Here is a 25,746-nt window from a genome sequence, read left to right on the forward strand (position 1 = left end):
GGAATTTCTTATTAAAAAATTTCCGTTCGGTTTCAAAGAATACCGACGATTTAATTTTATCACCTAGGAGATAAAATTCAATATAAAAAGTAAAAAAAAAATAATTTTATTTTTTCTAAACATTGCATATTTTCAAATAAATACACTGTAAAAGTAAGCATAGATATTCACAACTAGTGCGATATATCTATGCTTACATACTACAAAATTTTATTTACATAATTCTACTGCTAATTCTGCACCTAATGCAGCATTATTATAAACAAGTCTTATGTTGGATTCTAGACTGTCTCCTCCAGTTATTTCTTTTATCTTAGCAAGTAAAAATGGTGTTGATTCCTTACCTCTTATACCTTTTTCTTCTGATTCCTTTAAGGCAGCCTCAATAGCTTTGCTTATTATATCATAATCCATTTGATATTGCTCAGGAATCGGATTTGCAACTATAAGCCCACCTTGTAATCCTAAATCCCATTTAGCTTTTATAGCATCTGAAAGTTCTTTAACTGAATCAATTTTATAATCAACTCCGAAACCACTTTTTCTTGTGTAGAAAGCTGGCATTTCATCTGTTCCAAATCCCACTACTGGAACTCCATTAGTTTCTAAATATTCTAAAGTTAATCCTATATCCAATATAGATTTTGCACCTGCACAAACTACTGCTACATTTGTATGTGCTAATTCTTCTAAATCTGCTGATATATCAAAAGTTTGCTGAGCTCCTCTATGAACTCCTCCAATTCCACCTGTAGCAAATACTTTTATTCCTGCGAGTTCTGCAATAATCATTGTAGATGCCACAGTAGTTGCTCCATCCATTTTTTTTGCAATTATGAATGGAATATCTCTTCTACTTGTTTTTATCACATTTTTACCATTACCCAAGTATTCAAGTTCATCATTAGTAAGACCAACTTTTAATTTACCATTTAAAATAGCAATAGTTGCTGGAATTGCTCCCTTATCTCTTATAATTTTTTCAACATTTCTTGCTGTTTCAACATTTTTAGGATATGGCATACCATGAGATATTATAGTAGACTCTAATGCCACAACTGGTTTACCTTCCTCTAGTGCTTTTTTAACCTCAGGATTTATATCTAAGTATTTTTCTAACATAATTTTAATTCCTCCATTTTTTTATTTATATTTTCAATTGACATATTAGGATTTATGGTATTCTCATGAGATAGAGCTAAAATAGATGCTGTCATTGCAACCTTAGTACTATCTTCCATTGATAACTTATTCATTCTGGAAAAAACTAATCCTGCCAGGAATGCATCACCTGCTCCTGTAGCATTTACAACATTAACTTTCGGTGTTTTTACAATATTTTCTTCACATCCATCATTATAATAAACTCCATCTTCTCCAAGCGTTATGAATACTCTTTTAACACCTTTATCTAAAAAATACTTTCCACATTTATTCAAATCATCATTACTTTTAATTTCTATCCCTGAAAGGATTTCTGCCTCAATTTTATTAGGCTTTATAGTATGAAAACATCCTATAATATCCTTAACTTTTTTTGCCTTAGTTGTGGATACTGTATCTAAAAATAGTTCAGTATCTTTATGATTTGTTACAATGTATTCAATAGTTTTCTGTGGTATATTTGTATCTATAACACAAATGCTAGCATTATCTATTACATGTTTTTTCTTCTGTATAAATTCAACTGTCATTTGCTCTAAAATATCCATATATGCAATGGCAACCTGCATATCTCCTTTTTCATTTAATATGCATAAGTAAGTAGAAGTTGGCTGTTCTTGAAGTCTAAGAGAGTGTTCCATATCAAGTCCTATGTTTCTTCCCTCTTCTATTATTTTATTACCATATACATCATTACCTATAACAGTAATAAGTTTAGTCTCTACATCCATTTTTCTTAAGTTTTCTCCTATGTTTCTTCCAACACCACCTAATGATATTTTTACCTGACCAGGATTAGAATCCTTTTGTATTAATATCTGATTAGGAAATCCCTGAATATCAACATTTGCACCACCTATTACACATACATAAGGGGCTTCATTTAATACATATCCTTTCCCCTTTATATATCCTTTTTTCATTAAATTTGTAATGTGTACTGCTGCTGAAGAACGGGTAATACCCAAAATTTCTGAAAGCTCTTTTTGAGAAATCATAGGATTACTTTTTATAAGCTTTAAAATTTCTTCTTCTCTATTTGTCACGTAACTCCCTCTCTTTATAATATAACTTTCATTTTTCTTAACTTTTGTTTACTAAATTAATTTTAGCTTATTTAAATTTGAATTGCAATACATTTTTTTAATATTTTCAATAAAAAAGTTGAAGAATCATATTGTACTTAATATAATTCTTCAACCTTCATGATTACTTACGCATTTACTTGCATAAATCTGCCCATGTACCTTTAGTTATATTTTCTAATTCATTAACAGCTACTTTTACTGCAGCATGTGGTGATCCTGCTGCTGGATACACAAAATCAAATTCTTTGAGTGATACATCCAAATATGTATCCATATGATTCTTAAGTCCAAAAGGACAAACTCCTCCTACAGGATGACCAGTTACTTCTAGCACTTCATCTGAGTTTAGCATTTTAGCTTTAGTACTAAAGCAATCTTTAAATTTTCTGTTATCTATTTTGGCATCACCTTTTGAAACTATCAAAATATCCCTATCCTTTAATTTAAAAGCCATAGTTTTTGCTATACGTTCAGGCTCTACCCCTATGGCCTGAGCTGCCAATTGTACAGTTGCTGTGCTTTCATCAAGCTCAAATACTTTCAATTTTAAATTTTCATCATGAAATTGTTTTTTTACACTTTCTACACTCATTAGTTAGCCCCCTAATAATTTTTATTTTAACAATTATACCACATTATTTATATTATAACCACCATATACCAAGTTTACTTACAATTTACAATTACGATTCAATAGCTAACTTTCACAATTTGAACTCATTGCGACACAACTTTTGTACTAGTTAAAAATCTTATATATAAAACTGAGTTAATAACACTCTATTCTCTGCTAACAGGAAAACCTTCTGGAAAATATTCTTTTGGATACAATAAATCTATAATTTTATGCCTGTTACATTTTCCATTTTTCATAAAAACATTAGGTATTCCCTTGAGAGAAACTCTTACATTTTCTAAATTAAATATATCACAGACATTTTCTATACATTCTACTACAGTAGAATTCTTACTTTTCTTTAAATATCTCTCTATATCACTGCCATTAAGCCATTCCTTTGAACATTTATAATCCTCATCATAATTTACAACTGTACACTTAAGTTTATTTTTATCGTTTCCTGAAATTGAAGACATAAAAAAGGTTTTCACCATAATATCATCCAATGGCAAACTATATCCTGCAAATATTATATGTTTTGCATTCTTCATTAAAAGTCCCATTTCTGTTTTTATTTCCTCTAAAGGCGCTATACTTTTTTGTTTTGCTAAAGTTTGCATTATAAGCGGCATATCAAAAGGATAAGTTATTTGTCCACAGTACGGACACTCTATAGCTCCTTTTTTGTTCTTTTTTTCATTTTCACTTTTATATTTCCATGATCTTTGTAAATCTTCCAATACAGATGGTCCGAAAGCTTCTGTAGATAATCTATTCCAGGTTCCTCCAAAGGTTGTTATATACTTTCCACACTCAGGACATATCCTTGATCCAAAAATACCATGAGGAAAAAGAATTTTTCCTATTCTTACAACTCTAGATGGATACTTATAATCATTTATCCTTTTACATTGTGATTCCTCTACTGTATACCATATTTCTGGCTCATCACTGTCTATTTTTATAGAAGCAATTTGAGTACCAAAATCATCAAAAAGCCTAAGCTTTAGACCATCTTTTAAATAATATGAATTATCATTTTGTTCCTTATGCGAATTAAATATATTCCATAGAATCACAGGATCCCAATTAAATGATATTATAGCATAAGAATATAAATAAAATCTTCTTGTATCTCTTTTATAACCTCGCCTATCAAAAATATCTCCTTCTTCTTTCATAATATCTGTCAATATTTTAGTAAATTGATAATATGGATCTAAACTTTTTCTATCCATATACCCTGGTTTTTTTTGTATGCTTAACCTTTCTAATTCCTCAATCAAAAGAATTAAGCACCTCTTAGCGGCCTTTACTCTCTCTACTCTTAAAAATTCTGTTTTCCCATTACAAAAGGCATTAAACCCCATATTACTATCTATTAATTGATCCAACATAGTAAAAAGTTCATGCATATTAATTTTTGTATTTGTATTTATAATAGTTTGCAACGCTTTTAAATCATATGTCTGTGAAAGCTCTCCATCTTCTATTAAATACTCTGTCACTAATTTTTTAAAAGATGATTTCAATTTTTCATCTTTACCATCTAAAAAAGAAAAATCACTTTTATTTATCTTTATTACAATTTGAATTAATTCTTTTGTAGCATAAAGTCCTAAAGAATTGGTAGCACCAGCTCCCCATAATATTACGGTTTCAGGCCAATATTTTTCTGGCATTGAACTCACCTTTACTTTCATACTTTTAACTATTGAATATACTTTAATTATAATACTTCTTTTTTAACATTATATGTATTTTGAATAAAAATTTATATTTCTCATAATACTAAAATATGTATTTTAAATATATTAAGGAGTTGATAAAAAATGAAAACAGTTCATTATAATGTTTCAGGAATGGTATATCCTGAAAGTAAAACTAAACTTAAAAATGCCTTAGATAAAATAGAAGGAGTTCAAGAAATTGCAGTAGACATAGCTCGTGGAACTGTGGAAGTAGAATTTAATACTCCTGCAGATACAAAAAAAATAGAGCAGTGCATTAGAAATACAGGCTACTCTATACAATAAAACATATTTAAGAACAAAATTTTAACTTAATGCAAGTACATTGCTACACAACTTTTTAGGTGGAGTCCGCATTGAATATATGGTGTATAAAAGCCAACCGTTCATTAAGGAGCTCTAATGCCTAAAATTAGAAAAATCCATACCCGCTCAAATGCCCCGTCCTGGGACTTTCGCGGCTTGAATCGTCCTGATTCAAATTACGGAATTTTTTAGTTAAGGAAACTCCTCTTCCTTATGTCAGAGGAGTAAGCGATTCACACAAAATCATAGATTTTGGTTCACTGCTTAACAGCTTCTAAATTCTCTCAGAAGCTTTTATACATCATATATTCAAAGCTCCCTCCACCTAAAAAGTTGTGTAGTAACTATTGTAATTCTAATATGACAAATTGCTTATAATTATAGCTCTTTAGAAAAAAGTAGTAAGTTTAAAATATTTGTATGTTTTAGTATCACATTTTTCAATCACATAAATAATAAGCCTCTTTTAAGACATTTCAACAGAATAGAAAGCAACTTATAACAATTTAATTATGTGCATATACTTGAAGTTACTAGTTTGAATTTTAACTTTTATGCAGTGATATATGATAAGGGTATCACGGAATGAAAGTTAAAATCCAAACTTCCACTGCACCCTTGCATCGCATAACTTTTAAACTGTAAAAGTTATGTTAATAAAAACCTTACACTATAATTACATTTTCACATCCATTACTACAAGCTTTAGTTTTAAGTTGTTCCATCATTTCATTAGTAGGTTGATGTGTATTAATCTTATCATCACGAGTACCTATGCTTCTATACTTTATAAGTTTATATCTTATTTTAGGATTAATACTGACTATAAGCTTACTTATTTCATCTACATTTCTATAGTTATCTAAAACTTCAGGTACTATTACTGTTCTAATTTCGTATAACTTATTTATACCACCTAAATATTTTGCATTTTCTATAACTATACTATTATCTTTTCCCGTAAGCATCTTATGTTCATCTTTATCGAAGGATTTCACATCTAGCATAACCATATCTAACAAATCAGTAAGTTCTTTATGCTGCTTAAAATCAGTACTTCCATTGCTATCTACAAATATTGTCAATCCTAACTTTTTTACCTTTTCAAATAACTCCACGAGGAATTCCCATTGAAGGGTACATTCTCCTCCTGATACAGTTATTCCAGAAATAAAAGGCTTAACCTTTAATATCTGTTCTAATATATCATCTGTATCCATACTTCTAAATTTAGGTCCACATTGATTTTTACATATCTTAACACACAACCCACAATCCTCACACTTTTCTGGATTCCATATCACGGACTTTTCAACTAAAGATATTGCACCATATGGACAATTATCCACACATTCTCCACACTGAATACAGCTTTTTATAGTTTCTGGATTGTGACAATAAAGGCAATCAAAATTACATCCTTGAAAAAATATAGCTGCCCTATTTCCTGGACCATCTACAAAACTAAACAGTATAATTTTCCTTACAATTCCCTTTAACATCCTCTTACCTTTCTCTCCAATATTTTCGAATTTTTAACTGCACCCAATCCTAATGCTACTGTATCCTGAAGTACAGCTTCTCCTCTATCTAACTTTTCCAAATCTGATTTTTTCACAAGATATCCAGTTATTCTTATTACATCACTATCTGATGAGTATAATGAAAAATATCTCATTCCATTATTAAATGCACCTTTTATTATGTCTAAAATAGCTTCTGGGTTTTTCTTTGCTGTTACTTCAAATGGAAATATATCTCCTATTCCAGATGGAAAATACTTATGGAATTTAGCACTTTGAATTAGATGTTCGTATAATTCTGGCTCTTCTCCTATAGGTATTCTACATCCTGGACTTGTTCCCTTATCAGTTTCTATTCCAACTTGAGCATGAAGTAAAAAATGACCTTTAGCTGATTCACAATATGGATTAGTTCTCTTATTCACTACATCATACATTTTTTGTATAATTCTCAACCCTAGTTCATCAGCTTTCTTATTATGCCCAAATCTCTTATCTAAGTTTTCCGCACCTAAAAGTGTATTTACACATTCAGCAAGTCCAAACATACCAAACATAGCTGTAAATTTATTTCTACTTATAAGACCTTCTTTTACAAGAAAGTTAGAATCAAAGAATCCACTTTCTTCTACTAAAAACCTTATTCTTTCATCCATATATAAAGCCATTTTTTCCATAGTATTAGGTAAAAGTTCATTTATAAATTCTTCCTCACTACTAGCTTTTTCAGCTAAAGCTTTTAAATTTAATCTAACTAGAGTATAACTTCCTCCACCTATACATAGACCATTGTAACAACTTGCTATAGCATATCTATTAGGTTTAAACTCTTCTAAAAACATTTCATGATTTGCAAAACTTGGCTTTGCTGTAACTAATGCTGTACTTACAGCATCCACAGCAAAATCATCACATGTTTCTTCTTTACTATATTTTAAACTTATATTAGGTATAGCTGTTTGGATTTCCCTTTGTACCTTTAATATTATTCTACCTGCCTTTGTATCCTTAGGCCCTATATTACCATGGCAAAAAGAATCTGTTACAGTTCTATCTATATGAATGAAGAATAATTTTATTGCCTTATACGCTTCTTCTTCATCCTCAATAAAAGGTTCTAATAAAGTATCAACATTTCCTACATAAACAGGCATTGTTGTAACTGATGGCACATGCTTATACAGTATTAATAAATTATTTACAGCTTCCCAAATATCTTTTGGAGGCTTCAATCCTAAAAATTCACTTCCTTGTTCCATGAATTTTTCATAATCAGGCAATACATATCTTGGCCTATAAGGTGCATTACCTTCATTAAGGTCACAAATTACTCCTTCCTCTCTAAGTTTTTGTACATCATCACTTATATTTAATACGTTTAAGCTGGATTCTGCTCCACCTGCAAGCGCTATTAATCTTTGTTGATAAGTTAATGTCTTATCTTTTATTATTTTTAATATATTATTCATTATATAAATCTCCCTTCAAATTTTATTATTTATAATCATCATCTATATTTATAGTAATTTTTTATTATAGTGATGTCAAATTTAAATAACATTTAATATTATATACTAAACAGACATCATATACTGTTAAAATCACGTAATATGGAGGTAAAAAAATGAATAACTCAGTAGATAAGAAGTATTTAGGAGTTAATCTAAAGGAATGTAAATTCATTGGTAAGGGTCGTCAAGGATCAGTATACCTTCTTCCAGACAAAAAAAGAATTATTAAAATATACAATAAAGAAAAAGGTTGCAAAGGTGAAACAGAAATATTACTAAGGGTACAAAATAATCCTCATTTTGCTAAAGTATATTCTTATAGTAATAAAGCTATGATAAGGGAATATATTCCTGGAATATGCATTAAAAATTATATAAGCAAAAATGGACTTTCTAAAAAATTAGCTATAAATCTTATTAAACTTGTAGAAAGCTTTAAAGCTGATGGATTCCAAAAACTAGATATAAGACTTGCTCATATTTTTGTTCAACCTAATGAAGATGTTAGAGTAATAGATCCTAGAAAAGTTTTTGAAAGGAAACTTAACTACCCTCTCAAAATAATGAAAGGATTAAGAGAACTATCAGTATTATCTAAATTTATGGAAATATTGAAGGAAGAATACCCATATTTATATAAACAATGGAGTAAAAAGCATAGATAAACTTTTAAATGTATCTTCTCTTAAATATCTATAGAGAAGATACATTTAACATTACACTATATAATACATATACTATTACTATAATACTATAATTACGGTGGTATAAATAATTATGTATATACTTAGAGCATCACAATATTCCAAAAGCGATTCTGTAAAATACGCTTTGAAGTATGCTTTAAACCCTAATAAAAAATATAGATATTTTCCTTTAATAGAAAATAACAGTGGTGATTGTTCAAATTTTGTTTCACAATGCTTATATGCTGGAGGAGCACCAATGATTTTTAACTCCAAAAATCCATGGTGGTACAACAATATTAATCAGTCACTTTCTTGGACTTTAGCACATTCTCTTTACTGGTATTTAAAAATAAATACAGAATTAAATCTTCCTGGCTGTAAAGGAGTTGAAACAACTGATATTAATTCTCTAAAATTAGGAGATTTAATATTTTATGAAAATAGTAAAAAAATTATATTTCACTCAGCAATTATAACAGGTTTTTCTCAAAATAAGCCCTTAATTTCTCAACATTCTCGTGAAGCATTAAACATATCCTATTTAAAAACTTGGAAATCACCTAAATACCACTTTTTGAAAATACATCTTTAAGAGGACAATTGTTAATTGTCCTCTTAAAATATTGCTTCGCAATATTTTTATATTGAAACTTTTTTCTGAACATAACATCTAATGTACTCTCTAAAATCCCATTCACTAAGAAACCTTTCTGCACTTTCATATCCTAAATCAAATAGCTTTAACCCCTTACCTCTTGTTATATCAAAATCTGTAGTTTTGACATCAGCAGTAGGTATAGATATAGTCCTCACTCGATCTTTATCTGTTAAATAAGTTTCATCATAATTATCAATTACAGATTCCACTAAATCCATTACAAAACATAAAAAATCATTTCTTTCTTTTTCACCACATGATTTAGATACTTTTTGAAACTTAAATCCAAAAGTAGGCAATTTAGGCACTCCTGTAACATCAAATATCCAAACTGGAAAATTACTTAATATTCCTCCATCTACTATAAAACTATATTTATCTCTATATCTTAATTTTTCAGGTTTAAAATAAAAAGGTATACTAGTGCTCATTCTGACGGCTTTTGCAATTTCAAATTCCATAGGGTCAATTCCATATTTCCCAAGATCATCTGGTAGAATAAGGATACTCTTTTTGGTTATATCCGAAGCTATTATTTTAAGATTTGATGCTCCATTTTTACTTACATCTTTAAATTTAGTTTTACCTTTAGCTTTTAATAGCTCATCCATCCAAATTTCTATATAATTTCCTTGATAAAGTCCTTTTTGAGCAACAATTCCTAGCACTTTGCCTATAATAGGAATAGACTGTAATCTATTTTTATCTAAAAATCTAGTATAATCCAATGTACTCATTACATTTTTCAATTCTTTGCTAGTATATCCTACTGCCAATAATGAAGCTATAATTGCCCCTGCAGAAGTTCCAGCTAACTTCTCCCATTTATATCCCATTTGTTCAAACTTAGTAATTGCTCCTACAAATCCTATAGCCTTAACTCCTCCACCTTGAAAAACAGCATATGCCTTCAAGCTACATCACCTTTTTAATATTAATACACTATATTATACTATTAAAAAACTAGCTACTTTGTGATTAATATTAGAAATTTATATACACTTTTCTATTAACTTAACCTAACTATAGCATCAGTCATAATAGATGCTCTTTTATTTTCTTTTATATCATGAACCCTTACAAAATCATAGCCTTTCATTATTCCTATAACTGTAGTAGCTACAGTACCTTCAACTCTTTCTTCTGTAGGAAGATTTAAAGCATTGCCTATCATAGACTTTCTTGAAGTTCCTAAAAGCAACGGATATCCAAATTTACGAAAATCCTCTAAATGGTTCATAACAATCAAATTTTGTTCATAAGTTTTAGCAAAACCTATTCCTGGATCTAAAATGATGTTTTTAGGTTTTACACCTGCTTTTAATGCAATATCTATACTATCTTTTAAATCACTTAATACATCTTCCATTAAGTTTTTATAATCCTTATTTTCTCTATTATGCATTAAACAGCATGGTACTTCATACTTTGCTGCTACTTTTGCTATATAATTATCCTTTTTAAATCCCCAAACATCATTTATAAGAGCAGCACCTGCTTTTACAGCTTCTTCTGCTACTTTCCCCTTATATGTATCAACAGAAATTGGTACATCTATTTCCTTAACTAATGCTCTTATTGCAGGAACAACTCTGTTTAATTCTTCTTCCTCTGACACTGATGTATGATTAGGTCTCGTAGATTCTCCACCTATATCTATTATATCTACCCCCTGCTCTATCATCTCCTTGGCATGCTGTATAGCTTTTTCTATATCATTAAATTTACCACCATCTGAAAAAGAGTCTGGAGTAACATTTAAAATACCCATTATATAAGTTCTTTTACCAATTTCAAAATCTTTCTTTCCTATTCTCATTATTTTAGTCATACAAATCTCTAGTTAAACTAACTTTTTAACTAGATTCCCTCCATTTCTAAATTATTATAATCTTCACACACTTTTTAATTCAAATACATTATAACATCTTATTTAACAGTAGTGGTATAAAACTTAAAACTTTACTCAAGTAGCAAATTTTATTATAAATCTAAAAATATTGCAGCATCATATAAAAAAGACTATATCTAAAAATTAATACTAATTCCTAGATATAGTCCAATTTACATCTACTTTTATTTATACAAATCTCTTAACTTCTTAAATGCATCAAAAGATCTTTTTAGCATTTCTGTATCAACACAATAAGAAACTCTCACATATCCTGGACATCCAAAATCTCCTCCTGGAACAATTAGAAGATTAAATTTCTTCGCATTTTCAGAAAAATTCACATCATCTTCCTCTAAAGCCTTTACAAACAAGTAAAAAGCACCATCTGGCTTTACACATTGATAACCCATTTTAGTAAGTTCATTGTATAATAATTTTCTATTTGTATCATATAGCGCTATATCTGATGTTTTGCCTAAACACTTAAATACTACCTTTTGAAATAAACTTGGCGCACATACATATCCAAGTGAACGTCCAGCTCCACATACTGCTGTATAAACATCCTTAGCATTTTCCACAGAATCAGGAACTAATATATACCCTATTCTTTCTCCTGGAAGGGAAATTGACTTACTATATGAGTAACATAAAATCGTATTATCATAATAAGATGGAACATATGGTATCTGTATATCATCATAAACAATCTCTCTATAAGGTTCATCTGATATTAGATATAAAGTATTTTGATATTCTTCAGATTTCTTTTTTAACAAATCTGCTAAATTCTTAAAGGTTTTTTCTGAATACACAACGCCTGATGGATTATTAGGCGAATTTATTATAATTCCTTTTGTATGAGAAGTAATAGATTTTTCTAATAAATCCATCTGAATTTGAAAGTTTTCTGTATCTGCTGGTACTACTACAGCCTTTGCACCTGCACTTTTTATAAAAACTAGATATTCCGGAAAATAAGGTGCAACAATAATAAATTCATCTTCTGAATTTACGGTAAGGGCCTTAAGTGTAATACATAATGAAGCTGCAGCACCACATGTCATGTAAAAATTGTCTGCTTTAAGCTGTGAATTATATGTATTGTTCATATAATCAGCTATACCTTTTCTTACTTCAAAATCTCCCTGTGCAGAAGTATATCCATGAATTTCATCTGACTTTTTTGTTTCCAGCAATTCTATAATAGCTTCTTTTACACATTCTGGTGCTGGAACAGTTGGATTTCCAATACTGAAATCAAATACATTTTCTTTTCCAACAATTGCAGCCTGCTGTTTTCCATACTCAAATAATTCTCTAATTACGGAACGTTTTGATCCTAATTCATGCATCTCTTTTGATACCATTATCTTGTCACTCCTTCTAAATTATACTGTTCTCCTACAAATACCACTCTTTACAAGATCATTATTGTCGTAAAAGTAATTCTCTGTCTGCTTATAATTGCTTTAAAAACATTAATATATAGCACTCAGTTCTTGTAAGCAGTTTTAATTGGCAATATTTAAAATTTATATTAATTAAGTAGCATTATAACAAATAACCTACAATACTTTCCAATGTCATATTTTGAGATATAATGACTTAAAGTTATAATAATCAATAAAAAATGCTTAAAACAAGGAAATATGACAAATACTAAATAATTAGAATATTTGTGCAGAATATTTATCTTTTTTATATTATCCATATGTATGCAATGAAATATATTCAATTAAAATCTAAACTATCACTTCATTTTAATTGTATATAACTTGATATTGTTGAAAATAATCCTACATCATAAATCAGAAATAGTAAAAAATAGCCTTATACCCTAAGGCTATTTATAGTTTAATTATTAACGTCTCAATATAAGTCTTTTTTCAACAAATTCAACACCTTCATACATTACATAAGCTAAAACAGATAATATTATCACACTTAGCATAACTGTATCTAATTGAGAGATCTGACCTCCATATATTATCAAGAAACCAAGCCCTTCCTTTGCTACTAAAAATTCACCCATTATAACGCCTACCCAAGAAAGACCCACATTTATTTTAAGAGCAGAAACTAAAGTGGGTACTGAACTTGGAATTATAAGATGTATCAATATTTGAAGTTTAGACGCACCAAATGTTCTGAGAAGTTTGATTTTATCCGTATCAACCTCTTTAAATCCATTCAATACGGATATTATCGTAACTACTATAGCTATAAGTAACGTTACTACTACTATTGCCTTAATTCCATTTCCAACCCAAAATATTATAATAGGAGCAAGTGCTATTTTAGGAAGTGCATTAAGTACTACAATGTATGGATCTAAAACCTTACATACAAAATCCGACCACCATAGAAGTATGGCAATTAAAGTACCAAGAATAGTGCTTAATAAAAATCCAAATATAGTTTCTATACATGTAATTCCTATGTTATTAAATAAAGCGCCTTCTGAATATAATTTTAATAAGCTTTTCCACATTCTTGATGGAGTGCTAGTTAAAAATGGATCCATTATCTTTAAATCTCCCAATATTTCCCATAAAGCAAAAATTAATATCAAAATTAAAAATCTCGTAAATACTATTTCTCTTTTTCTTTTTTCAACATTACTAATATATAAGGAATGTTCCTTTACTTCATCTATCATTATGAATTTAGCTCCTTCCATATATTATTGAAATATATTCTGAATTCTGGTTCTTCCCTGGATTTCAATGGTGATTCCTGTGGAACTGAAAATTCTATATTAAATATTTTTCTTATTTGTGCAGGTCTACTGGATAACACTATAACTCTATTAGACATAGATATAGCCTCTGATATGTCATGAGTTACCATAATTGCCGTTTTACCTTCCTTTTTTATTATCTTGAATATTTCATCACTTATATTAAGTCTAGTTTGATAATCTAATGCTGAAAAAGGTTCATCTAAAAGCAATACTTCAGGGTTTACAGCTAAAGTTCTTATTAGTGCTACCTTTTGTCTCATTCCACCAGAAAGTTCCTTTGGATAATGAAATCTAAAATCCCATAATCCATAATTTCTAAGCAATTTATTTATATTCTCAGTATAATCGCTTACCTTTTTATGTTGAATTTTAATACCTAACATTATATTATCCCACACAGTAATCCATTCAAATAATTGGTCACGCTGAAACATATAACCCATTTTACTAGAAAAACTAGTTAAACTTTCATTATCTATATATATTTCGCCAAAAGAAGGCTTCAATAATCCTGCTATTATATTTAAAAGTGTTGATTTACCACAACCAGAAGGTCCAACTATACTTAAAAATTCCCCTTCCTCTACAGCAAAATTTATATTTGCTAATGCCTTAGTAAAACCTTTTAAAGAATGGTAGTTCATATAAATACTTTTTACACATACTTTATCCAAAACATCATCTCCTTATATTTAACATGACTCCTGCTTCATTATATGAATTTTTACAATATGGTGTTAAAAAGTTAAAGTCAATTGAAACATAAAAAAAGCGTAAATAGATTTAAACTTATACAAATCTGTTTACGCTCCCTAATTTAGTTATGATGTAACTAAAATTTAAATTACTTACTAATATCCTGTATTAATGATTTTATATCAACTTTCTTTTTAAGCATTCCATTTTCCATTAAGAAATCCTGTGTTTTTTCCAGTTCTTTTATATCTTTATCCGTTATCTTAGGACTAAAATCATACCAATTGTACATTTCCTTAACTTGGTCAACAGATATCTGGGTTTCTTCTGAAGCTAATTTATAAGTTTCATCTGGATTATCCTTCATGAATTGAAGACTCTTATTATGAACATTCATATATCTTTTGGCTATATCCATATGTTTATCCAAGAAATCCTTTCTAGCTGCAATCACTATAGTAGCATCTAGTATTCCTTCACCTGTGGTAACAATATGTGCTCCTTTTGTCAAAGCTTGTGGTACTGATGCTCCTGCAACTAATGCTGCATCTGCACTACCAGACATTAATGCTGAAACTCCCTGTGGTATTCCCATATTTATAAATTGAACATCGCTTGCTTTCATATTTTTATTTTTAAGTGCACCTAAAAGTAATTGATGAAGTATTGTTCCCTTAGGACCTACTACCTTTTTTCCTTTTAAATCTTCTATAGATTTTATACTTGGATCTTTAGCCATAATTGTAAATGCTTTTGGTGCTCTACTGTACATTCCTATTATCTTAATATCAACACCATTGGCAGCACCTAAAATAACTGAAGTAGCTCCAATTGCATTACAAAAATCTAATGAACCTGCAGCTACAGCTTCTGTCATCTTTGATCCTTCTGTAATCTCAGGAAATGTTACTTTTATGTTATCCTTTGAAAACTCATCCTGGAATAAATTTTTTCTCTTTTCTATTATAGATGGTACATTTAAAGGTGATTTAACATAAGAAATATTTATGTTGCTTACCTTCTGCTGAGCAGCGCTATTAGAACTTTTTTGAGCCTCACCACAACCTGCTAATGCTGTAGTAATCATAGCAGCTGTTAATACTAAGCTTAATTTTCTTAATGCTTTCATTGTTAGTCCCCCTTGTTTTTTATTAATTTAAGCCATAGGCTAATTAACATTTTCATTTGTTCTTTAGGCTAAAATTTCTTTGAGCAAGCTGTTTTTTATCTCTAAAAACTTATTGGAAGAACTATCTCTATAATAATCCATATCAATAATTTCTTCCTTTATTATATGACCTTTGTCCATAACTACTATTTTTTGTCCTAAGTAAATAGCTTCATCCACATCATGAGTAACAAAAACTATAGTCTTTTTATTTTCTAAAAATATGTTTATAAACTCTCTTTGAAGTTTACTCCTATTAAATGCATCAAGAGCACCTAAGGGTTCATCCATGAGAATTATTTCAGGATTATAACAAAGGGTTCTTCCTAATGATACTCTTTGAGCCATACCTCCTGAAATCTGAGAAGGATAAGCTTCTTTAAAATTTTCCAATCCCAGCATATTTAAATATTTATGAACTATATCACAAACTTCCTGTCTATTCTTATTTTTAATAAGTGGAAAAGCCATATTTTGTTCTACTGTAAGCCATGGCATCAATCTGGGTTCTTGAAAAACTATACCAACCTTCTTTTTAGAATCCTTCTCTTTTAGTTTTCCATCTCTATATATAAAACTTATATTTCCTTCTGTCTGATTTTCAAGTCCACATATTATTCTAAGTAAAGTAGTTTTACCACATCCACTTTTTCCAACTATAGTAACAAAACTTTCGTCTTCTATTAATAAGTTAATATTATTCAATGCACTGACCTTAGTACCTTTTATATCAAAGCTCTTGCACAGCTTTTTTATTTCCAGTCCTGCCATAGTCCACCTCTCTCCCATAAGAATGTGCAAACTTACTAGTTATCCTAATGAAAATATAATCAACCAAATACCCTAAAATTCCTATAGAAAAAATTCCAACTAGTATTATGTCTGGTCTGGATAATTGCTCTGCATCCATTATCATATATCCTATACCAGAGGAAGCTGCTATAAGTTCTGCACCCATAAGTGATCTCCAGCTGTATCCTAATCCTAATTGAATACCTGTTATTATAGAAGGTACTGCTTGAGGTAAAATTATCTTAAAAAACTTATCCGTAGTGGTAAATCCAAAGATTTCACCTACCTCTAGAAGTTTTTCATCATAATTAGTAACTCCATTTAAAGTATTTGAAAATATAGGAAAAAATGTAGCAAGGAATATGACTGCTAGTTTTGAAGTTTCTCCTATTCCAAACCATAGTATTAATATAGGAATAACTGCAATAGGCGGTACGTGTCTCATAAATTCTAAAAAGGGTTCTAAATAAGGTAAAAGTTCTTTCTTCATTCCTAAAACAATAGCCATTGGAAATGCTATTGCAAAAGTTATAAAAAATCCTATAAAAACTCTACTAAAGCTCACTCCTAAGCTCTTTATGAGTATACCACTCTTAATTAATTCTAAAGTAGTGTTAGCCACAGTCATTGGACTAGGTATTATATAATCATTAAATATGTGAAATTTAGAACCAATACACCATATAAATATAATAACTAACGGTATGACTAATCCTTTAAATTTTTTCATATAATTCCTTTCTTGAATACAAAAAACTTCCCCAAAACAATAGTTTCAGGGAAGGTCATTATTTTACAAACACCTTTTGTATTTAAACTTCCCTTCCAGATTAGACTATTCCTTTCTGTTAGGTGGCATCATTTTTAATTAGAACTAAAATAACACTTATTGCATCAAATACATCAGATGTTATCCAAAGTATCTGAATTAATAAACTTGTATCTATAAAAAATATTTTATCATTACATTGAAAATTCATCAAGTTAATTTAGCAACCATATACTGGATAACTATAAGTAAAATTCTCTTAACTTACTTATATATGTAGTTGATATTATTTATTTTTGATGTTATATTCTATATATAACTGTATATACACATGTAAAATAATATATGTATACATCGGAGGTATGAATATGAAAAATGATTTAAAAGATAAACTGCTAAAGTTGAAAAAAGATAAGGGAGCAATAATTCTAGCTCATTATTATCAAAGACCTGAAATACAAGATATTGCAGATGCTGTTGGAGATTCTTACTATCTAAGTAAAATTGCAAAAGATTGCAGTGAAAATATAATAGTTTTTTGTGGTGTTAAATTTATGGCTGAAAGTGCAAAGATATTATCACCTGAAAAGACAGTTTTACTACCTGCCTTTGATGCTGGTTGTCCTATGGCTGATATGGCTAATCCTAATGATATTTTAGAATTAAAAGACAAGCATCCTAATGCTAAAGTTGTGTGTTATATAAATTCTTCTGCTGAAGTTAAAGCAATATCAGATATATGCTGTACTTCTTCTAATGCTGTAACTATAATAAATAATTTGCAAGAAGATGAAATAATTTTTCTTCCTGATAAAAATTTAGGAGAATATGTTCAGCAACAAGTAAAAAACAAAAAAATTATACTTTGGAATGGTTTCTGCATAACTCACAAAAAAGTTTCAGCAACAGAAATTTTGAAAGCTAAAAGGCTTCATCCTGACATAAAAGTATTGGTACATCCTGAATGTGAAAAATCTGTGAGAGAACTTGCTGATTTTTTAGGAAGTACAGGGCAAATCATAAATTTTGTAAACAATAGTACTGATAAAAAATTCTTAATTTGTACTGAAGAAGGTGTTCTTCATAAAATTAAGCTTAAAAATAAAGATAAAGAATTTTATATTCCAAGTGGAGGTATGACCTGCATAAATATGAAAAAAACTTATTTAAATAATGTTTATGAAAGTCTATTAAATATGGAGTATGCTATAGAACTTGATGAATCCATAAGAAAGAAAGCTTATAAAGCACTTATTAATATGCATGAACTTGGAGGAAAATAAAATGGATATTTATACTGATATTTTAGTTATAGGTACTGGAGTTTCAGGACTTTATTCAGCACTAAACTTGAGAGAAAACTTAAAAATAACAATGATTTCAAAGGGTAAAATAGACCAATGTAATACCGCTCTAGCACAAGGTGGTATTTCTGTAGCTAGGGGTACAAATGATATAGATTTATTTGTAAATGACACCTTAATGGCAGGTTCCTACAAAAATGATATTAATGCTGTAAAAATACTTGCAGAAGAATCCATGGAGAATATAGATGATCTTTGTAAAATGGATTTTGATTTTGATAGCGATAATGATGAATTATCTTATACTCGAGAAGGAGCCCATAGCATAAATAGAATAGTACATTATAAAGATAAAACCGGTGAAAAATTAGAAGAAACTCTATTAAAGCAAATTCCATCAAAAAAAAATATAACTATTTTTGAAAATTGCACCATGCTGGATATTTTAAAAAAAGATAATGTTTGTGCAGGTGCTCTATGCATAAAGGACGATAGTCAATTTAATATTCATGCTAAAATTACAATTATGGCTGCTGGAGGTATTGGTGGTCTATTTAGAAATTCCACTAATCAAAAAATATTAACTGCAGATGGGGTTGCTATAGCTTTAAAAAATAACATAAAAGTAAAAAATCTGGGCTATATTCAATTTCATCCTACAGCTTTCTTCAACTCTAATGAACATGAGAGAAAATTTTTAATATCAGAATCTGTTAGAGGTGAAGGTGGAAAGCTCATAAATTGTAACGGAAACAGATTCGTAGACGAATTGCTTCCTAGAGATGTAGTTACCAAATATATATATGAAGAAGAAAAAAGCACCCATACTTCAAATGTATATCTTGATGTAACCTTTATGGAAGAAGAATTTTTGAAAAACAGATTTCCAACTATATATAAAAAATGTTTAGAAAATGGAATAAATATATCTAAAGAATTTATCCCTGTTTCTCCAGCCCAACACTATTTTATGGGCGGTATAGAAGTAGACACCTTTGGAAGAACTTCTATGAAAAATCTTTTTGCCTTTGGAGAGTGTAGCTGTACTGGCGTTCATGGAGCTAACAGACTTGCAAGTAATTCTTTACTGGAAGCATTAGTTTTTTCAAAACGTGGTGCAAAAAAAATAAATAATAACATTTTTGAAGTTCCCATGATTGACTTTGATACGCCTTCATTAGATTATGATAAAAAATACTATGAAGAATTAAATAATAAAATATTTATAGATTCTTTAGTTAAGGTGAGAGGAGATATAAAAAATGAATTGGTTAATTGCTGATGAAATAATTAAAAATGCTCTCAATGAAGATATCTCCTATGGAGATATAACCACAGAATCCATTATAAAAAATTATAAAAAAGCAAAAGTAGATTTAATAGCAAAAGAAGATGGAATAATATGTGGTTTAGAGGTTTTTAAAAGAGTTTTTACTATTCTTCAAAATGCTGAAGTTAAATTCTTTGTAGAAGATGGTAATCATGTTTTTAAAGGTAAAAAAATAGGAGAACTTTCTGGAGATGTACGAATTCTTCTCACCGGTGAAAGAGTTGCTTTAAACTTTCTCCAAAGAATGAGTGGAATAGCAACTCTCACAAGAAATTTTGCAGCCGAACTTGAAAATACTAAAATTAAACTTTTAGATACACGTAAAACTACACCTAATTTAAGGATATTTGAAAAGTATTCCGTAACCATTGGTGGAGGTTGTAATCATAGATTTGGACTTAATGATGGAGTTCTCATAAAAGATAATCATATAGCTGCTGCTGGAAACATAAAAAATGCAGTTAACATGGTAAAATCCAATGCTCCTTTTGTTAGAAAAATAGAAGTTGAAGTTGAAAGTTTAGAACAGTTGACTGAAGCTTTAGATGCCAAAGCTGACATAATAATGCTAGACAATATGGACATTCCTACAATGGAATCTGCTATAAAAATAATAAATGGTAACGCTGAAATAGAAGTTTCGGGTAACGTAGATTTGAAAAGCATCAAAAATTTATCCAAATTAAAGATAAATTATATATCAACAGGTGCTATAACGCATTCATTTAAAGTCTTAGATTTAAGCATGAAGAATCTAACTTATTAGACCATGTATAAAACTCCTTATAAAACTAAAAATAAAGTTCAACTAAACTTATGACATAAAAAAGTTTAGTTGAACTTTATTTAATTCTATAAAAATACTATAGCTGTTATAACAGTACATATAATTCCTATAAACACAGGCATTAAATTCTTTTTTGCAAGCTCGAAAGGCTGTACATCACATATAGCAGCAATGGGTACTAAACTCCATGGAATTATAGTTCCTCCCCCAACCCATATAGTTATTATCTGTCCTAAAGCTGCAAGCCCCTCTTTATTTATATTAATACTAGAAGAAAAAACTTGTGACAAGGTTCCTATAAGAGGTAACCCAGAAAATCCTGAACCTCCAACTCCTAAAAGAGCACTTATAAATGATTGCATTGTTATTACCGAAATTTTATTTATAGGAAACCTTTCAGATATATATAATCCTAAATCTGAAAGAATCCCTGTAGAACCAGCACTTTTACCTAATATATCCAAAGCAGTTTCCTTGCTTCCAAGAAAAAAGAAAGCTCCTATAATAATAACTTGTGCAAATGCCTTCATGCCAAATACAAAACCATCCTTTATACTCCCTGCCACTTCTCCTAAAGCACTTTTAAAACTATACTTTATTATAGAAACCGCCACAGTAACTATTACTGCAGTACCACCTATAAGTGATGTAGCTTCTGTTCCCTTCAATTTAAATTTATATATTAAGAATATATCCATAATAAATATTAAGGGTGTAGCTACAGCTATCACCTTTGTAGAGATTTTTACTAAAATAGTTTTAACTTCATTAACTTCTTCTAATTCTTCTTTTGGGTTTTTTACAATATCTTTTTTCAGCATAATAAAGGAACTTACAATGGTTGATATGCTCATTACTGACCAAAGCAATAAACTAGATTTTATTAAATAAAATGGATTATCAAGCCCTAATGCTTTAGACGTAATGGCTGGTGCTGCTTGTATGAAAAAATCACTTGATAGTGCCATTCCATTTCCAAATAAATTTAAAGCTACTGCAACCCAGATGGCTGGCAAGCCAGATTTTAGTGCTGCTGGAACCATTATAGTTCCTATAAAAGCTACTGCAGGAGTCGGCCATATAAACCATGATACAATAAGCATTGTAAATCCTAATATAAAAAAAGATAATGTAGGATTTGTCATAAACTTTTTTATAGGTTTCACCATAAACTCATCTGCTCTAATATCTCTCAACGATTTAGACATAGCACTTATTAATGAAATTATAACTATTATTTCGATAAATTCTCTTGCAGATACCACTAATGCTTTATATATAATTTGTACTGAATTTAAAACATTTCCTGTAGCAATATATCCTATAATTCCTATTCCTATAAGACAAGGCAAAACTATATCTTTTTTATAAATCATCATAATTAAAATAAATACTATTATTGCTATATATGTGTAATGAAGTATTCCAACCTGTACCATAACATTCCAACTTTCTTATCAAATTTATTAATATGATTATATTATTATGTCCATATACAGGTATTTTACAATAGCAAACTATTTCAATAAAAAATACAGCTAGTTTTAATTCATTGAAAACTAACTGCATTTAAAAATTTTACTTTCATGAAATTACCATTTTTTAAGTTGTTGCTCTTCTCTTAAGCGCTACATTTATAGCATTAAATAAAACTGAGCCTGCAACAGTATTTATAACAATAGCTGGAAGTACTACTGATAAAAATAATACACGGAAGCTAGTTGGAAGACCTACCATAATTGAAGCTAATGTCAAAAATGCTGTACCACTTATAAGTGTTCCTATAGCCGTAGTTATAATTATTTTTATTTGATTATTCAAAGCTTTTCTAATAGGTTTCAAGAATAAAAACATTAAATTAGCAGTTATCAATTTGTCTATTACATTTGGTATTTGTCCACCTGGAAATCCTGTAGTTGCAGCTGCTAATATACCTGCTATAAGCCCTGCACTTATACAAGATTTATAATCCTCATTTAGTATCATTATTATAAATAGCATAGCTAGTGAAAAATCTGGTTTCATTCCAAGTACTAATGGAGGGGTAATCTGATGCAATACTGCACCTATAGCTAAAAGTAGTGAATTTGTAATCAATCTCTTTAAATTCATAATAAATATCTCCTTTTCAATTAAAAATTAATACTTTTTTTAAATATACAGTTTATATTTCCAAATTCAATTAACATTTGTATAATGAATGATGCCTTATAGCTGAAATACTAGTTTCATCAAGATGTCTACAATCAAATTTATATAAAAAGCCGGCTTTATAAATTTGCATAAAAAAAACTCCGTCCTAAAAAATATATTAGGACGGAGATACTTCCGCGGTACCACCTAAATTGTGTACTAAAACACCACTCTTTCGGATACTAACATATCCTATCCATTGTAACGTATGGATAACGGTAACCACTACTCTTCAAAACTTTGAATTTCGATTTACTCCTAAAAGGTCCATTCACCATTCGTTATTGTATTGAGATTACACCATCCTCAACTCTCTATGACTAAACATCCTGGTTACTCTTCCTTATCAAAGGATTTACTTTTAAATTTATTATATAATACCATTTCAATCGAAACATGTCAACCATTTTTTAAAATTTATTTAAGATAACTAATTTTCAAATTACTAACATACACTTTTTATAGCTTCATAAAGTATTTCAGTGAATTTTTGTCCACAAGAAGGTAATTTATTTTTTTCACCAGGAATTATTCTTAATATTACTGGTAATTCTATGTGATAGCTACTCCATCTTTTATCTATTATTGTAGAAGATTTTGTAGCTTTAAAGTATATTTTATCAAAGCTTGCATTTATCTTAAGTTCTTTAATCTTACAAATATCTCTATCTTCTCTATCTTCATTCCATTTTCTAAAAATAATACTTTCTAAGCTTTCTTTCAATTCCAATGCATATTTTTCATCTTCTTTACACCCACTGGATATTTCTATATCATTTCCTGAATGTTCTATACCATGTCCATGAATTTCTATTAGATAGCTAGGGTTACATTTTTTAAGTGCTGTATAATAGTCACTGTAATTATCATTGTGATTTTTATTTACATCTATAAAGTAATTACATGCACATAAAAAAGAAGCTTTAAGCTTTTCTGCAATGTAATTTCCTATATATCCCGCATTTTCGTCACTATATGGATGAGAATTACACGGCATCTTTATTGTACCAGATGGAGTATGATGAGGTACTCCTATAACTATATTTGATTCTTCTTTTATATCAGCAATAAATATGCATGCATTATCAATTTTCAAGATATTTGTATACAGAATCACCATCTCCTTTTTGTCTTAATATTATTTTAACACATCCAATTAATTTTTAAACGTATCAACACACAAGTATAAAAGTTTTTTTACAGGAAAATATAAATACGAAAGGAGTGCTTAGCTATGCCAAAAAAGAAACCAAATATATATAACAGAGAAGATCTATATACAAGAGATAAAGAATTTAGAAACGAACCTAAATACGAAGACGAAAAACGACAACAGAAGGAAACACCTGGAGTATCCGGTAAATTTTCTGGAAGATAGGAGGTTATACTTATGACTAAAAAGAAACCACATCATGGCGAAGATGCAAAGCTTAGATCTGCATTAGATCACAGCGATAATAGCCAAGAATCTCAAAATGGATATATGGAAAGAGGAAATCCATCCGTTTATGCAGCCAAAGGAAGAGTTATGCGCAATAATGATAATGATTCACACGTTTAATATCAAAATGACTACTAAATAAGCTTTTTCTAGAATTACTTACACAAACTGGTTCAAAATAATTTTTAATATATTTTTATTTAGTTGTTTTACTCATTTTTCATTCTCCAATAATAAAAACTAAAAAAGAACCTGAACTTTGAAGTTACAGGTTCTTTTTTAGTTTTCATTACCTATCTTCCATTTCCTTGTTAAGTATTTTATATAACTTATTTAATTCTTCTTTATTCATAGAATCTACATTCGATAATTTATATTCAATTCCCATTTTATTATATTTTTCCACTCCTAAAGTATGATATGGAAGAAGCTCTACTTTTTCTACATTTTTTATACTTTTTATTATGCTAGCTAGCTTTTTTATATGTTCTTCTGAATCAGTTATTCCTGGTACTACTACATGTCTTATCCATAACTTTGTATTGGCTTCCTGAACTGCTTGTAAAAATTCATCAAAACCTTTTTTACTTTGGCCTACTAAATTTCTATACCCACAATCATCTACATGTTTTATGTCAAGTAATACTAAATCTGTATACTTCAAAATTTCATCATATTTTCCTACACCATATCCAGCAGTATCTATTGTAGTATGAATTCCTTGTTCCTTACATAATTTTAATGCTTCTATTAAAAAATCTGGCTGCATTAGAGGATCTCCACCTGAAAACGTAACTCCGCCGCCATTTTTAAAATAAGGCTTAAATCTAACAATTTTTTTAACAAGTTCTTCTGGTGTAATTTCTGTTCCTCCTTGAAAGTTCCAAGTATCAGGATTATGACAATATGCACATCTTAGAGAACACCCCTGCATAAATACCACTGTTCTTATTCCTGGTCCATCAACTAGCCCCATACTTTCAAATGAATGCATTTTACCCAAAGTCATACTTTTACCTCCTTATTCAAAAACTTTTTTTAATTCACTATCTTAATTGTAAATATACCCGCTGCTTAATACAACGGGTACATTTATTATAAGGATTTTATTATATTTTAGGCATTTGAAAAGATTTTTCTTTTCAAGCACCTGAATCTGGCATTTTAAACTACATCTTTTCATGGAAAGTTCTGCTTATAACTTCCATTTGCTGCTCTCTAGTTAATCTGTTAAAATGAACAGCATATCCTGATACTCTTATTGTAAGTGTCGGATACTTTTCTGGATTTTCCATAGCATCTACCAAGGTTTCTCTA

At 29.4% G+C, this 25,746-nt stretch carries 27 protein-coding genes and 1 other annotated feature; of the genes, 8 read left to right on the plus strand and 19 right to left on the minus strand.

Features of this window, described 5'->3' with window-relative positions; genetic code table 11:
* Positions 1-210: 210 nt before the first annotated feature.
* The 4 genes from EG57_RS0219260 to EG57_RS0219275 form a co-directional block, all read right to left on the minus strand.
* Complete coding sequence (locus EG57_RS0219260) at positions 211-1,122, minus strand: pseudouridine-5'-phosphate glycosidase (protein WP_032078761.1); 912 nt, start codon at positions 1,120-1,122, stop codon at positions 211-213.
* Positions 1,116-2,210: a PfkB family carbohydrate kinase gene (locus EG57_RS0219265; protein ID WP_032078762.1), complete on the minus strand. Its 1,095-nt coding sequence runs from the start codon at positions 2,208-2,210 to the stop codon at positions 1,116-1,118. Before EG57_RS0219265 ends, EG57_RS0219260 begins: the two co-directional genes overlap by 7 nt.
* 175 nt (positions 2,211-2,385) lie before the next feature.
* Positions 2,386-2,844 (minus strand): YbaK/EbsC family protein, encoded by a 459-nt coding sequence (locus EG57_RS0219270; RefSeq protein WP_032078763.1) that lies wholly within the window; start codon positions 2,842-2,844, stop codon positions 2,386-2,388.
* 188 nt (positions 2,845-3,032) lie between these two features.
* Positions 3,033-4,553 (minus strand): hypothetical protein, encoded by a 1,521-nt coding sequence (locus tag EG57_RS0219275; RefSeq protein WP_032078764.1) that lies wholly within the window; start codon positions 4,551-4,553, stop codon positions 3,033-3,035.
* Between the two features lie 150 nt (positions 4,554-4,703).
* On the opposite strand from EG57_RS0219275, the gene EG57_RS0219280 reads away from it, so the two are divergent.
* On the plus strand, positions 4,704-4,907 hold the full coding sequence (locus EG57_RS0219280) for a heavy-metal-associated domain-containing protein (protein WP_032078765.1): 204 nt from the start codon (positions 4,704-4,706) through the stop codon (positions 4,905-4,907).
* Positions 4,908-5,593: 686 nt separating this feature from the next.
* Here EG57_RS0219280 and EG57_RS0219285 read toward each other — a convergent pair.
* Both EG57_RS0219285 and EG57_RS0219290 read right to left on the minus strand, forming a co-directional pair.
* Positions 5,594-6,430 (minus strand): YjjW family glycine radical enzyme activase, encoded by an 837-nt coding sequence (locus EG57_RS0219285; protein WP_032078766.1) that lies wholly within the window; start codon positions 6,428-6,430, stop codon positions 5,594-5,596.
* On the minus strand, positions 6,424-7,920 hold the full coding sequence (locus EG57_RS0219290; RefSeq protein ID WP_032078767.1) for a YjjI family glycine radical enzyme: 1,497 nt from the start codon (positions 7,918-7,920) through the stop codon (positions 6,424-6,426). The genes EG57_RS0219285 and EG57_RS0219290 overlap by 7 nt, the downstream gene beginning before the upstream one ends.
* Positions 7,921-8,075: 155 nt before the next feature.
* Between EG57_RS0219290 and EG57_RS0219295 the strand changes: the two genes are divergently transcribed.
* Together EG57_RS0219295 and EG57_RS0219300 are read left to right on the plus strand one after the other, a co-directional pair.
* On the plus strand, positions 8,076-8,627 hold the full coding sequence (locus EG57_RS0219295; RefSeq protein ID WP_032078768.1) for a serine/threonine protein kinase: 552 nt from the start codon (positions 8,076-8,078) through the stop codon (positions 8,625-8,627).
* Between the two features lie 112 nt (positions 8,628-8,739).
* Positions 8,740-9,243: an amidase domain-containing protein gene (locus EG57_RS0219300; protein ID WP_032078769.1), complete on the plus strand. Its 504-nt coding sequence runs from the start codon at positions 8,740-8,742 to the stop codon at positions 9,241-9,243.
* Between the two features lie 47 nt (positions 9,244-9,290).
* Here EG57_RS0219300 and EG57_RS0219305 read toward each other — a convergent pair whose 3' ends face one another.
* From EG57_RS0219305 to EG57_RS0219340, 8 genes are all read right to left on the minus strand, one after another.
* On the minus strand, positions 9,291-10,223 hold the full coding sequence (locus EG57_RS0219305; RefSeq protein WP_032078770.1) for a patatin-like phospholipase family protein: 933 nt from the start codon (positions 10,221-10,223) through the stop codon (positions 9,291-9,293).
* A gap of 95 nt (positions 10,224-10,318) precedes the next feature.
* Entirely contained in the window at positions 10,319-11,128 is an 810-nt protein-coding gene (gene folP, locus EG57_RS0219310; protein ID WP_200880582.1) for a dihydropteroate synthase, read from the minus strand.
* A 257-nt stretch (positions 11,129-11,385) separates the two neighbouring features.
* Complete coding sequence (locus EG57_RS0219315; RefSeq protein WP_032078772.1) at positions 11,386-12,573, minus strand: pyridoxal phosphate-dependent aminotransferase; 1,188 nt, start codon at positions 12,571-12,573, stop codon at positions 11,386-11,388.
* A gap of 494 nt (positions 12,574-13,067) precedes the next feature.
* Positions 13,068-13,865, minus strand: coding sequence for an ABC transporter permease (locus EG57_RS0219320; protein ID WP_032078773.1), 798 nt, complete (start codon positions 13,863-13,865; stop codon positions 13,068-13,070).
* Positions 13,865-14,623 carry an ABC transporter ATP-binding protein gene (locus EG57_RS0219325; RefSeq protein WP_032078774.1) on the minus strand — a complete coding sequence of 253 codons (759 nt, stop codon included), beginning with the start codon at positions 14,621-14,623 and terminating at the stop codon, positions 13,865-13,867. Before EG57_RS0219325 ends, EG57_RS0219320 begins: the two co-directional genes overlap by 1 nt.
* 170 nt (positions 14,624-14,793) lie before the next feature.
* Positions 14,794-15,774, minus strand: a complete 981-nt coding sequence (locus tag EG57_RS0219330) for an ABC transporter substrate-binding protein (protein ID WP_032078775.1) — start codon at positions 15,772-15,774, stop codon at positions 14,794-14,796.
* 63 nt (positions 15,775-15,837) lie between these two features.
* Positions 15,838-16,584: an ABC transporter ATP-binding protein gene (locus tag EG57_RS0219335; RefSeq protein ID WP_032078776.1), complete on the minus strand. Its 747-nt coding sequence runs from the start codon at positions 16,582-16,584 to the stop codon at positions 15,838-15,840.
* Positions 16,544-17,335 (minus strand): ABC transporter permease, encoded by a 792-nt coding sequence (locus EG57_RS0219340; RefSeq protein WP_032078777.1) that lies wholly within the window; start codon positions 17,333-17,335, stop codon positions 16,544-16,546. Before EG57_RS0219340 ends, EG57_RS0219335 begins: the two co-directional genes overlap by 41 nt.
* A 407-nt stretch (positions 17,336-17,742) precedes the next feature.
* Between EG57_RS0219340 and nadA the strand changes: the two genes are divergently transcribed.
* The 3 genes from nadA to nadC are packed head-to-tail and all read left to right on the plus strand — an operon-like array spanning position 17,743 to position 20,774.
* Positions 17,743-18,657, plus strand: a complete 915-nt coding sequence (gene nadA, locus EG57_RS0219345; protein ID WP_032078778.1) for a quinolinate synthase NadA — start codon at positions 17,743-17,745, stop codon at positions 18,655-18,657.
* Position 18,658: 1 nt separating this feature from the next.
* Positions 18,659-19,960, plus strand: a complete 1,302-nt coding sequence (locus EG57_RS0219350) for an L-aspartate oxidase (RefSeq protein WP_032078779.1) — start codon at positions 18,659-18,661, stop codon at positions 19,958-19,960.
* Positions 19,941-20,774 (plus strand): carboxylating nicotinate-nucleotide diphosphorylase, encoded by an 834-nt coding sequence (nadC, locus tag EG57_RS0219355; RefSeq protein ID WP_032078780.1) that lies wholly within the window; start codon positions 19,941-19,943, stop codon positions 20,772-20,774. Before EG57_RS0219350 ends, nadC begins: the two co-directional genes overlap by 20 nt.
* Before the next feature lie 86 nt (positions 20,775-20,860).
* Here the strand turns inward: nadC and EG57_RS0219360 are convergent, their stop codons facing one another.
* From EG57_RS0219360 to EG57_RS0219370, 3 genes are all read right to left on the minus strand, one after another.
* Positions 20,861-22,234 (minus strand): hypothetical protein, encoded by a 1,374-nt coding sequence (locus EG57_RS0219360; protein ID WP_032078781.1) that lies wholly within the window; start codon positions 22,232-22,234, stop codon positions 20,861-20,863.
* 163 nt (positions 22,235-22,397) lie between these two features.
* Entirely contained in the window at positions 22,398-22,907 is a 510-nt protein-coding gene (locus EG57_RS0219365) for a tryptophan transporter (protein WP_032078782.1), read from the minus strand.
* Between the two features lie 197 nt (positions 22,908-23,104).
* Positions 23,105-23,347: a binding site (T-box leader), on the minus strand.
* 86 nt (positions 23,348-23,433) lie between these two features.
* Positions 23,434-24,108 carry a hypothetical protein gene (locus tag EG57_RS0219370; RefSeq protein ID WP_032078783.1) on the minus strand — a complete coding sequence of 225 codons (675 nt, stop codon included), beginning with the start codon at positions 24,106-24,108 and terminating at the stop codon, positions 23,434-23,436.
* Positions 24,109-24,222: 114 nt separating this feature from the next.
* Here EG57_RS0219370 and EG57_RS26785 point away from each other — a divergent pair, with 114 nt between their 5' ends.
* Together EG57_RS26785 and EG57_RS26790 are read left to right on the plus strand one after the other, a co-directional pair.
* Positions 24,223-24,366, plus strand: a complete 144-nt coding sequence (locus tag EG57_RS26785) for a hypothetical protein (RefSeq protein ID WP_007064254.1) — start codon at positions 24,223-24,225, stop codon at positions 24,364-24,366.
* A gap of 12 nt (positions 24,367-24,378) precedes the next feature.
* On the plus strand, positions 24,379-24,549 hold the full coding sequence (locus EG57_RS26790; protein WP_200880580.1) for a hypothetical protein: 171 nt from the start codon (positions 24,379-24,381) through the stop codon (positions 24,547-24,549).
* A 169-nt stretch (positions 24,550-24,718) separates the two neighbouring features.
* Here the strand turns inward: EG57_RS26790 and pflA are convergent, their stop codons facing one another.
* Together pflA and EG57_RS27340 are read right to left on the minus strand one after the other, a co-directional pair.
* On the minus strand, positions 24,719-25,438 hold the full coding sequence (gene pflA / locus EG57_RS0219375; protein WP_032078784.1) for a pyruvate formate-lyase-activating protein: 720 nt from the start codon (positions 25,436-25,438) through the stop codon (positions 24,719-24,721).
* A 160-nt stretch (positions 25,439-25,598) separates the two neighbouring features.
* The coding region (locus EG57_RS27340) for a glycine radical domain-containing protein (RefSeq protein WP_032078785.1) at positions 25,599-25,746 on the minus strand (148 nt) is incomplete at its 5' end.

It is taken from the genome of Clostridium drakei, assembly GCF_000633595.2.
In the GTDB taxonomy this organism is placed as follows: Bacteria; Bacillota; Clostridia; order Clostridiales; family Clostridiaceae; genus Clostridium_AM; species Clostridium_AM drakei.

Bases quoted from the DNA above. Each gene is read 5' to 3' on its own strand.
- nadA (WP_032078778.1), top strand. From the start codon at position 17,743: ATGAAAAATGATTTAAAAGATAAACTGCTAAAGTTGAAAAAAGATAAG.
- EG57_RS0219320 (WP_032078773.1), bottom strand. From the start codon at position 13,865: ATGATAGATGAAGTAAAGGAACATTCCTTATATATTAGTAATGTTGAA.
- EG57_RS26785 (WP_007064254.1), top strand. From the start codon at position 24,223: ATGCCAAAAAAGAAACCAAATATATATAACAGAGAAGATCTATATACA.
- EG57_RS0219275 (WP_032078764.1), bottom strand. From the start codon at position 4,553: ATGCCAGAAAAATATTGGCCTGAAACCGTAATATTATGGGGAGCTGGT.
- folP (WP_200880582.1), bottom strand. From the start codon at position 11,128: ATGAGAATAGGAAAGAAAGATTTTGAAATTGGTAAAAGAACTTATATA.
- EG57_RS0219270 (WP_032078763.1), bottom strand. From the start codon at position 2,844: ATGAGTGTAGAAAGTGTAAAAAAACAATTTCATGATGAAAATTTAAAA.
- EG57_RS0219370 (WP_032078783.1), bottom strand. From the start codon at position 24,108: ATGGTGATTCTGTATACAAATATCTTGAAAATTGATAATGCATGCATA.
- EG57_RS0219360 (WP_032078781.1), bottom strand. From the start codon at position 22,234: ATGGTACAGGTTGGAATACTTCATTACACATATATAGCAATAATAGTA.
- nadC (WP_032078780.1), top strand. From the start codon at position 19,941: ATGAATTGGTTAATTGCTGATGAAATAATTAAAAATGCTCTCAATGAA.
- EG57_RS0219290 (WP_032078767.1), bottom strand. From the start codon at position 7,920: ATGAATAATATATTAAAAATAATAAAAGATAAGACATTAACTTATCAA.
- EG57_RS0219330 (WP_032078775.1), bottom strand. From the start codon at position 15,774: ATGAAAGCATTAAGAAAATTAAGCTTAGTATTAACAGCTGCTATGATT.
- EG57_RS0219335 (WP_032078776.1), bottom strand. From the start codon at position 16,584: ATGGCAGGACTGGAAATAAAAAAGCTGTGCAAGAGCTTTGATATAAAA.
- EG57_RS0219260 (WP_032078761.1), bottom strand. From the start codon at position 1,122: ATGTTAGAAAAATACTTAGATATAAATCCTGAGGTTAAAAAAGCACTA.
- EG57_RS0219350 (WP_032078779.1), top strand. From the start codon at position 18,659: ATGGATATTTATACTGATATTTTAGTTATAGGTACTGGAGTTTCAGGA.
- EG57_RS26790 (WP_200880580.1), top strand. From the start codon at position 24,379: ATGACTAAAAAGAAACCACATCATGGCGAAGATGCAAAGCTTAGATCT.
- EG57_RS0219295 (WP_032078768.1), top strand. From the start codon at position 8,076: ATGAATAACTCAGTAGATAAGAAGTATTTAGGAGTTAATCTAAAGGAA.
- EG57_RS0219280 (WP_032078765.1), top strand. From the start codon at position 4,704: ATGAAAACAGTTCATTATAATGTTTCAGGAATGGTATATCCTGAAAGT.
- EG57_RS0219285 (WP_032078766.1), bottom strand. From the start codon at position 6,430: ATGTTAAAGGGAATTGTAAGGAAAATTATACTGTTTAGTTTTGTAGAT.
- EG57_RS0219340 (WP_032078777.1), bottom strand. From the start codon at position 17,335: ATGAAAAAATTTAAAGGATTAGTCATACCGTTAGTTATTATATTTATA.
- EG57_RS0219300 (WP_032078769.1), top strand. From the start codon at position 8,740: ATGTATATACTTAGAGCATCACAATATTCCAAAAGCGATTCTGTAAAA.
- EG57_RS0219365 (WP_032078782.1), bottom strand. From the start codon at position 22,907: ATGAATTTAAAGAGATTGATTACAAATTCACTACTTTTAGCTATAGGT.
- pflA (WP_032078784.1), bottom strand. From the start codon at position 25,438: ATGACTTTGGGTAAAATGCATTCATTTGAAAGTATGGGGCTAGTTGAT.
- EG57_RS0219315 (WP_032078772.1), bottom strand. From the start codon at position 12,573: ATGGTATCAAAAGAGATGCATGAATTAGGATCAAAACGTTCCGTAATT.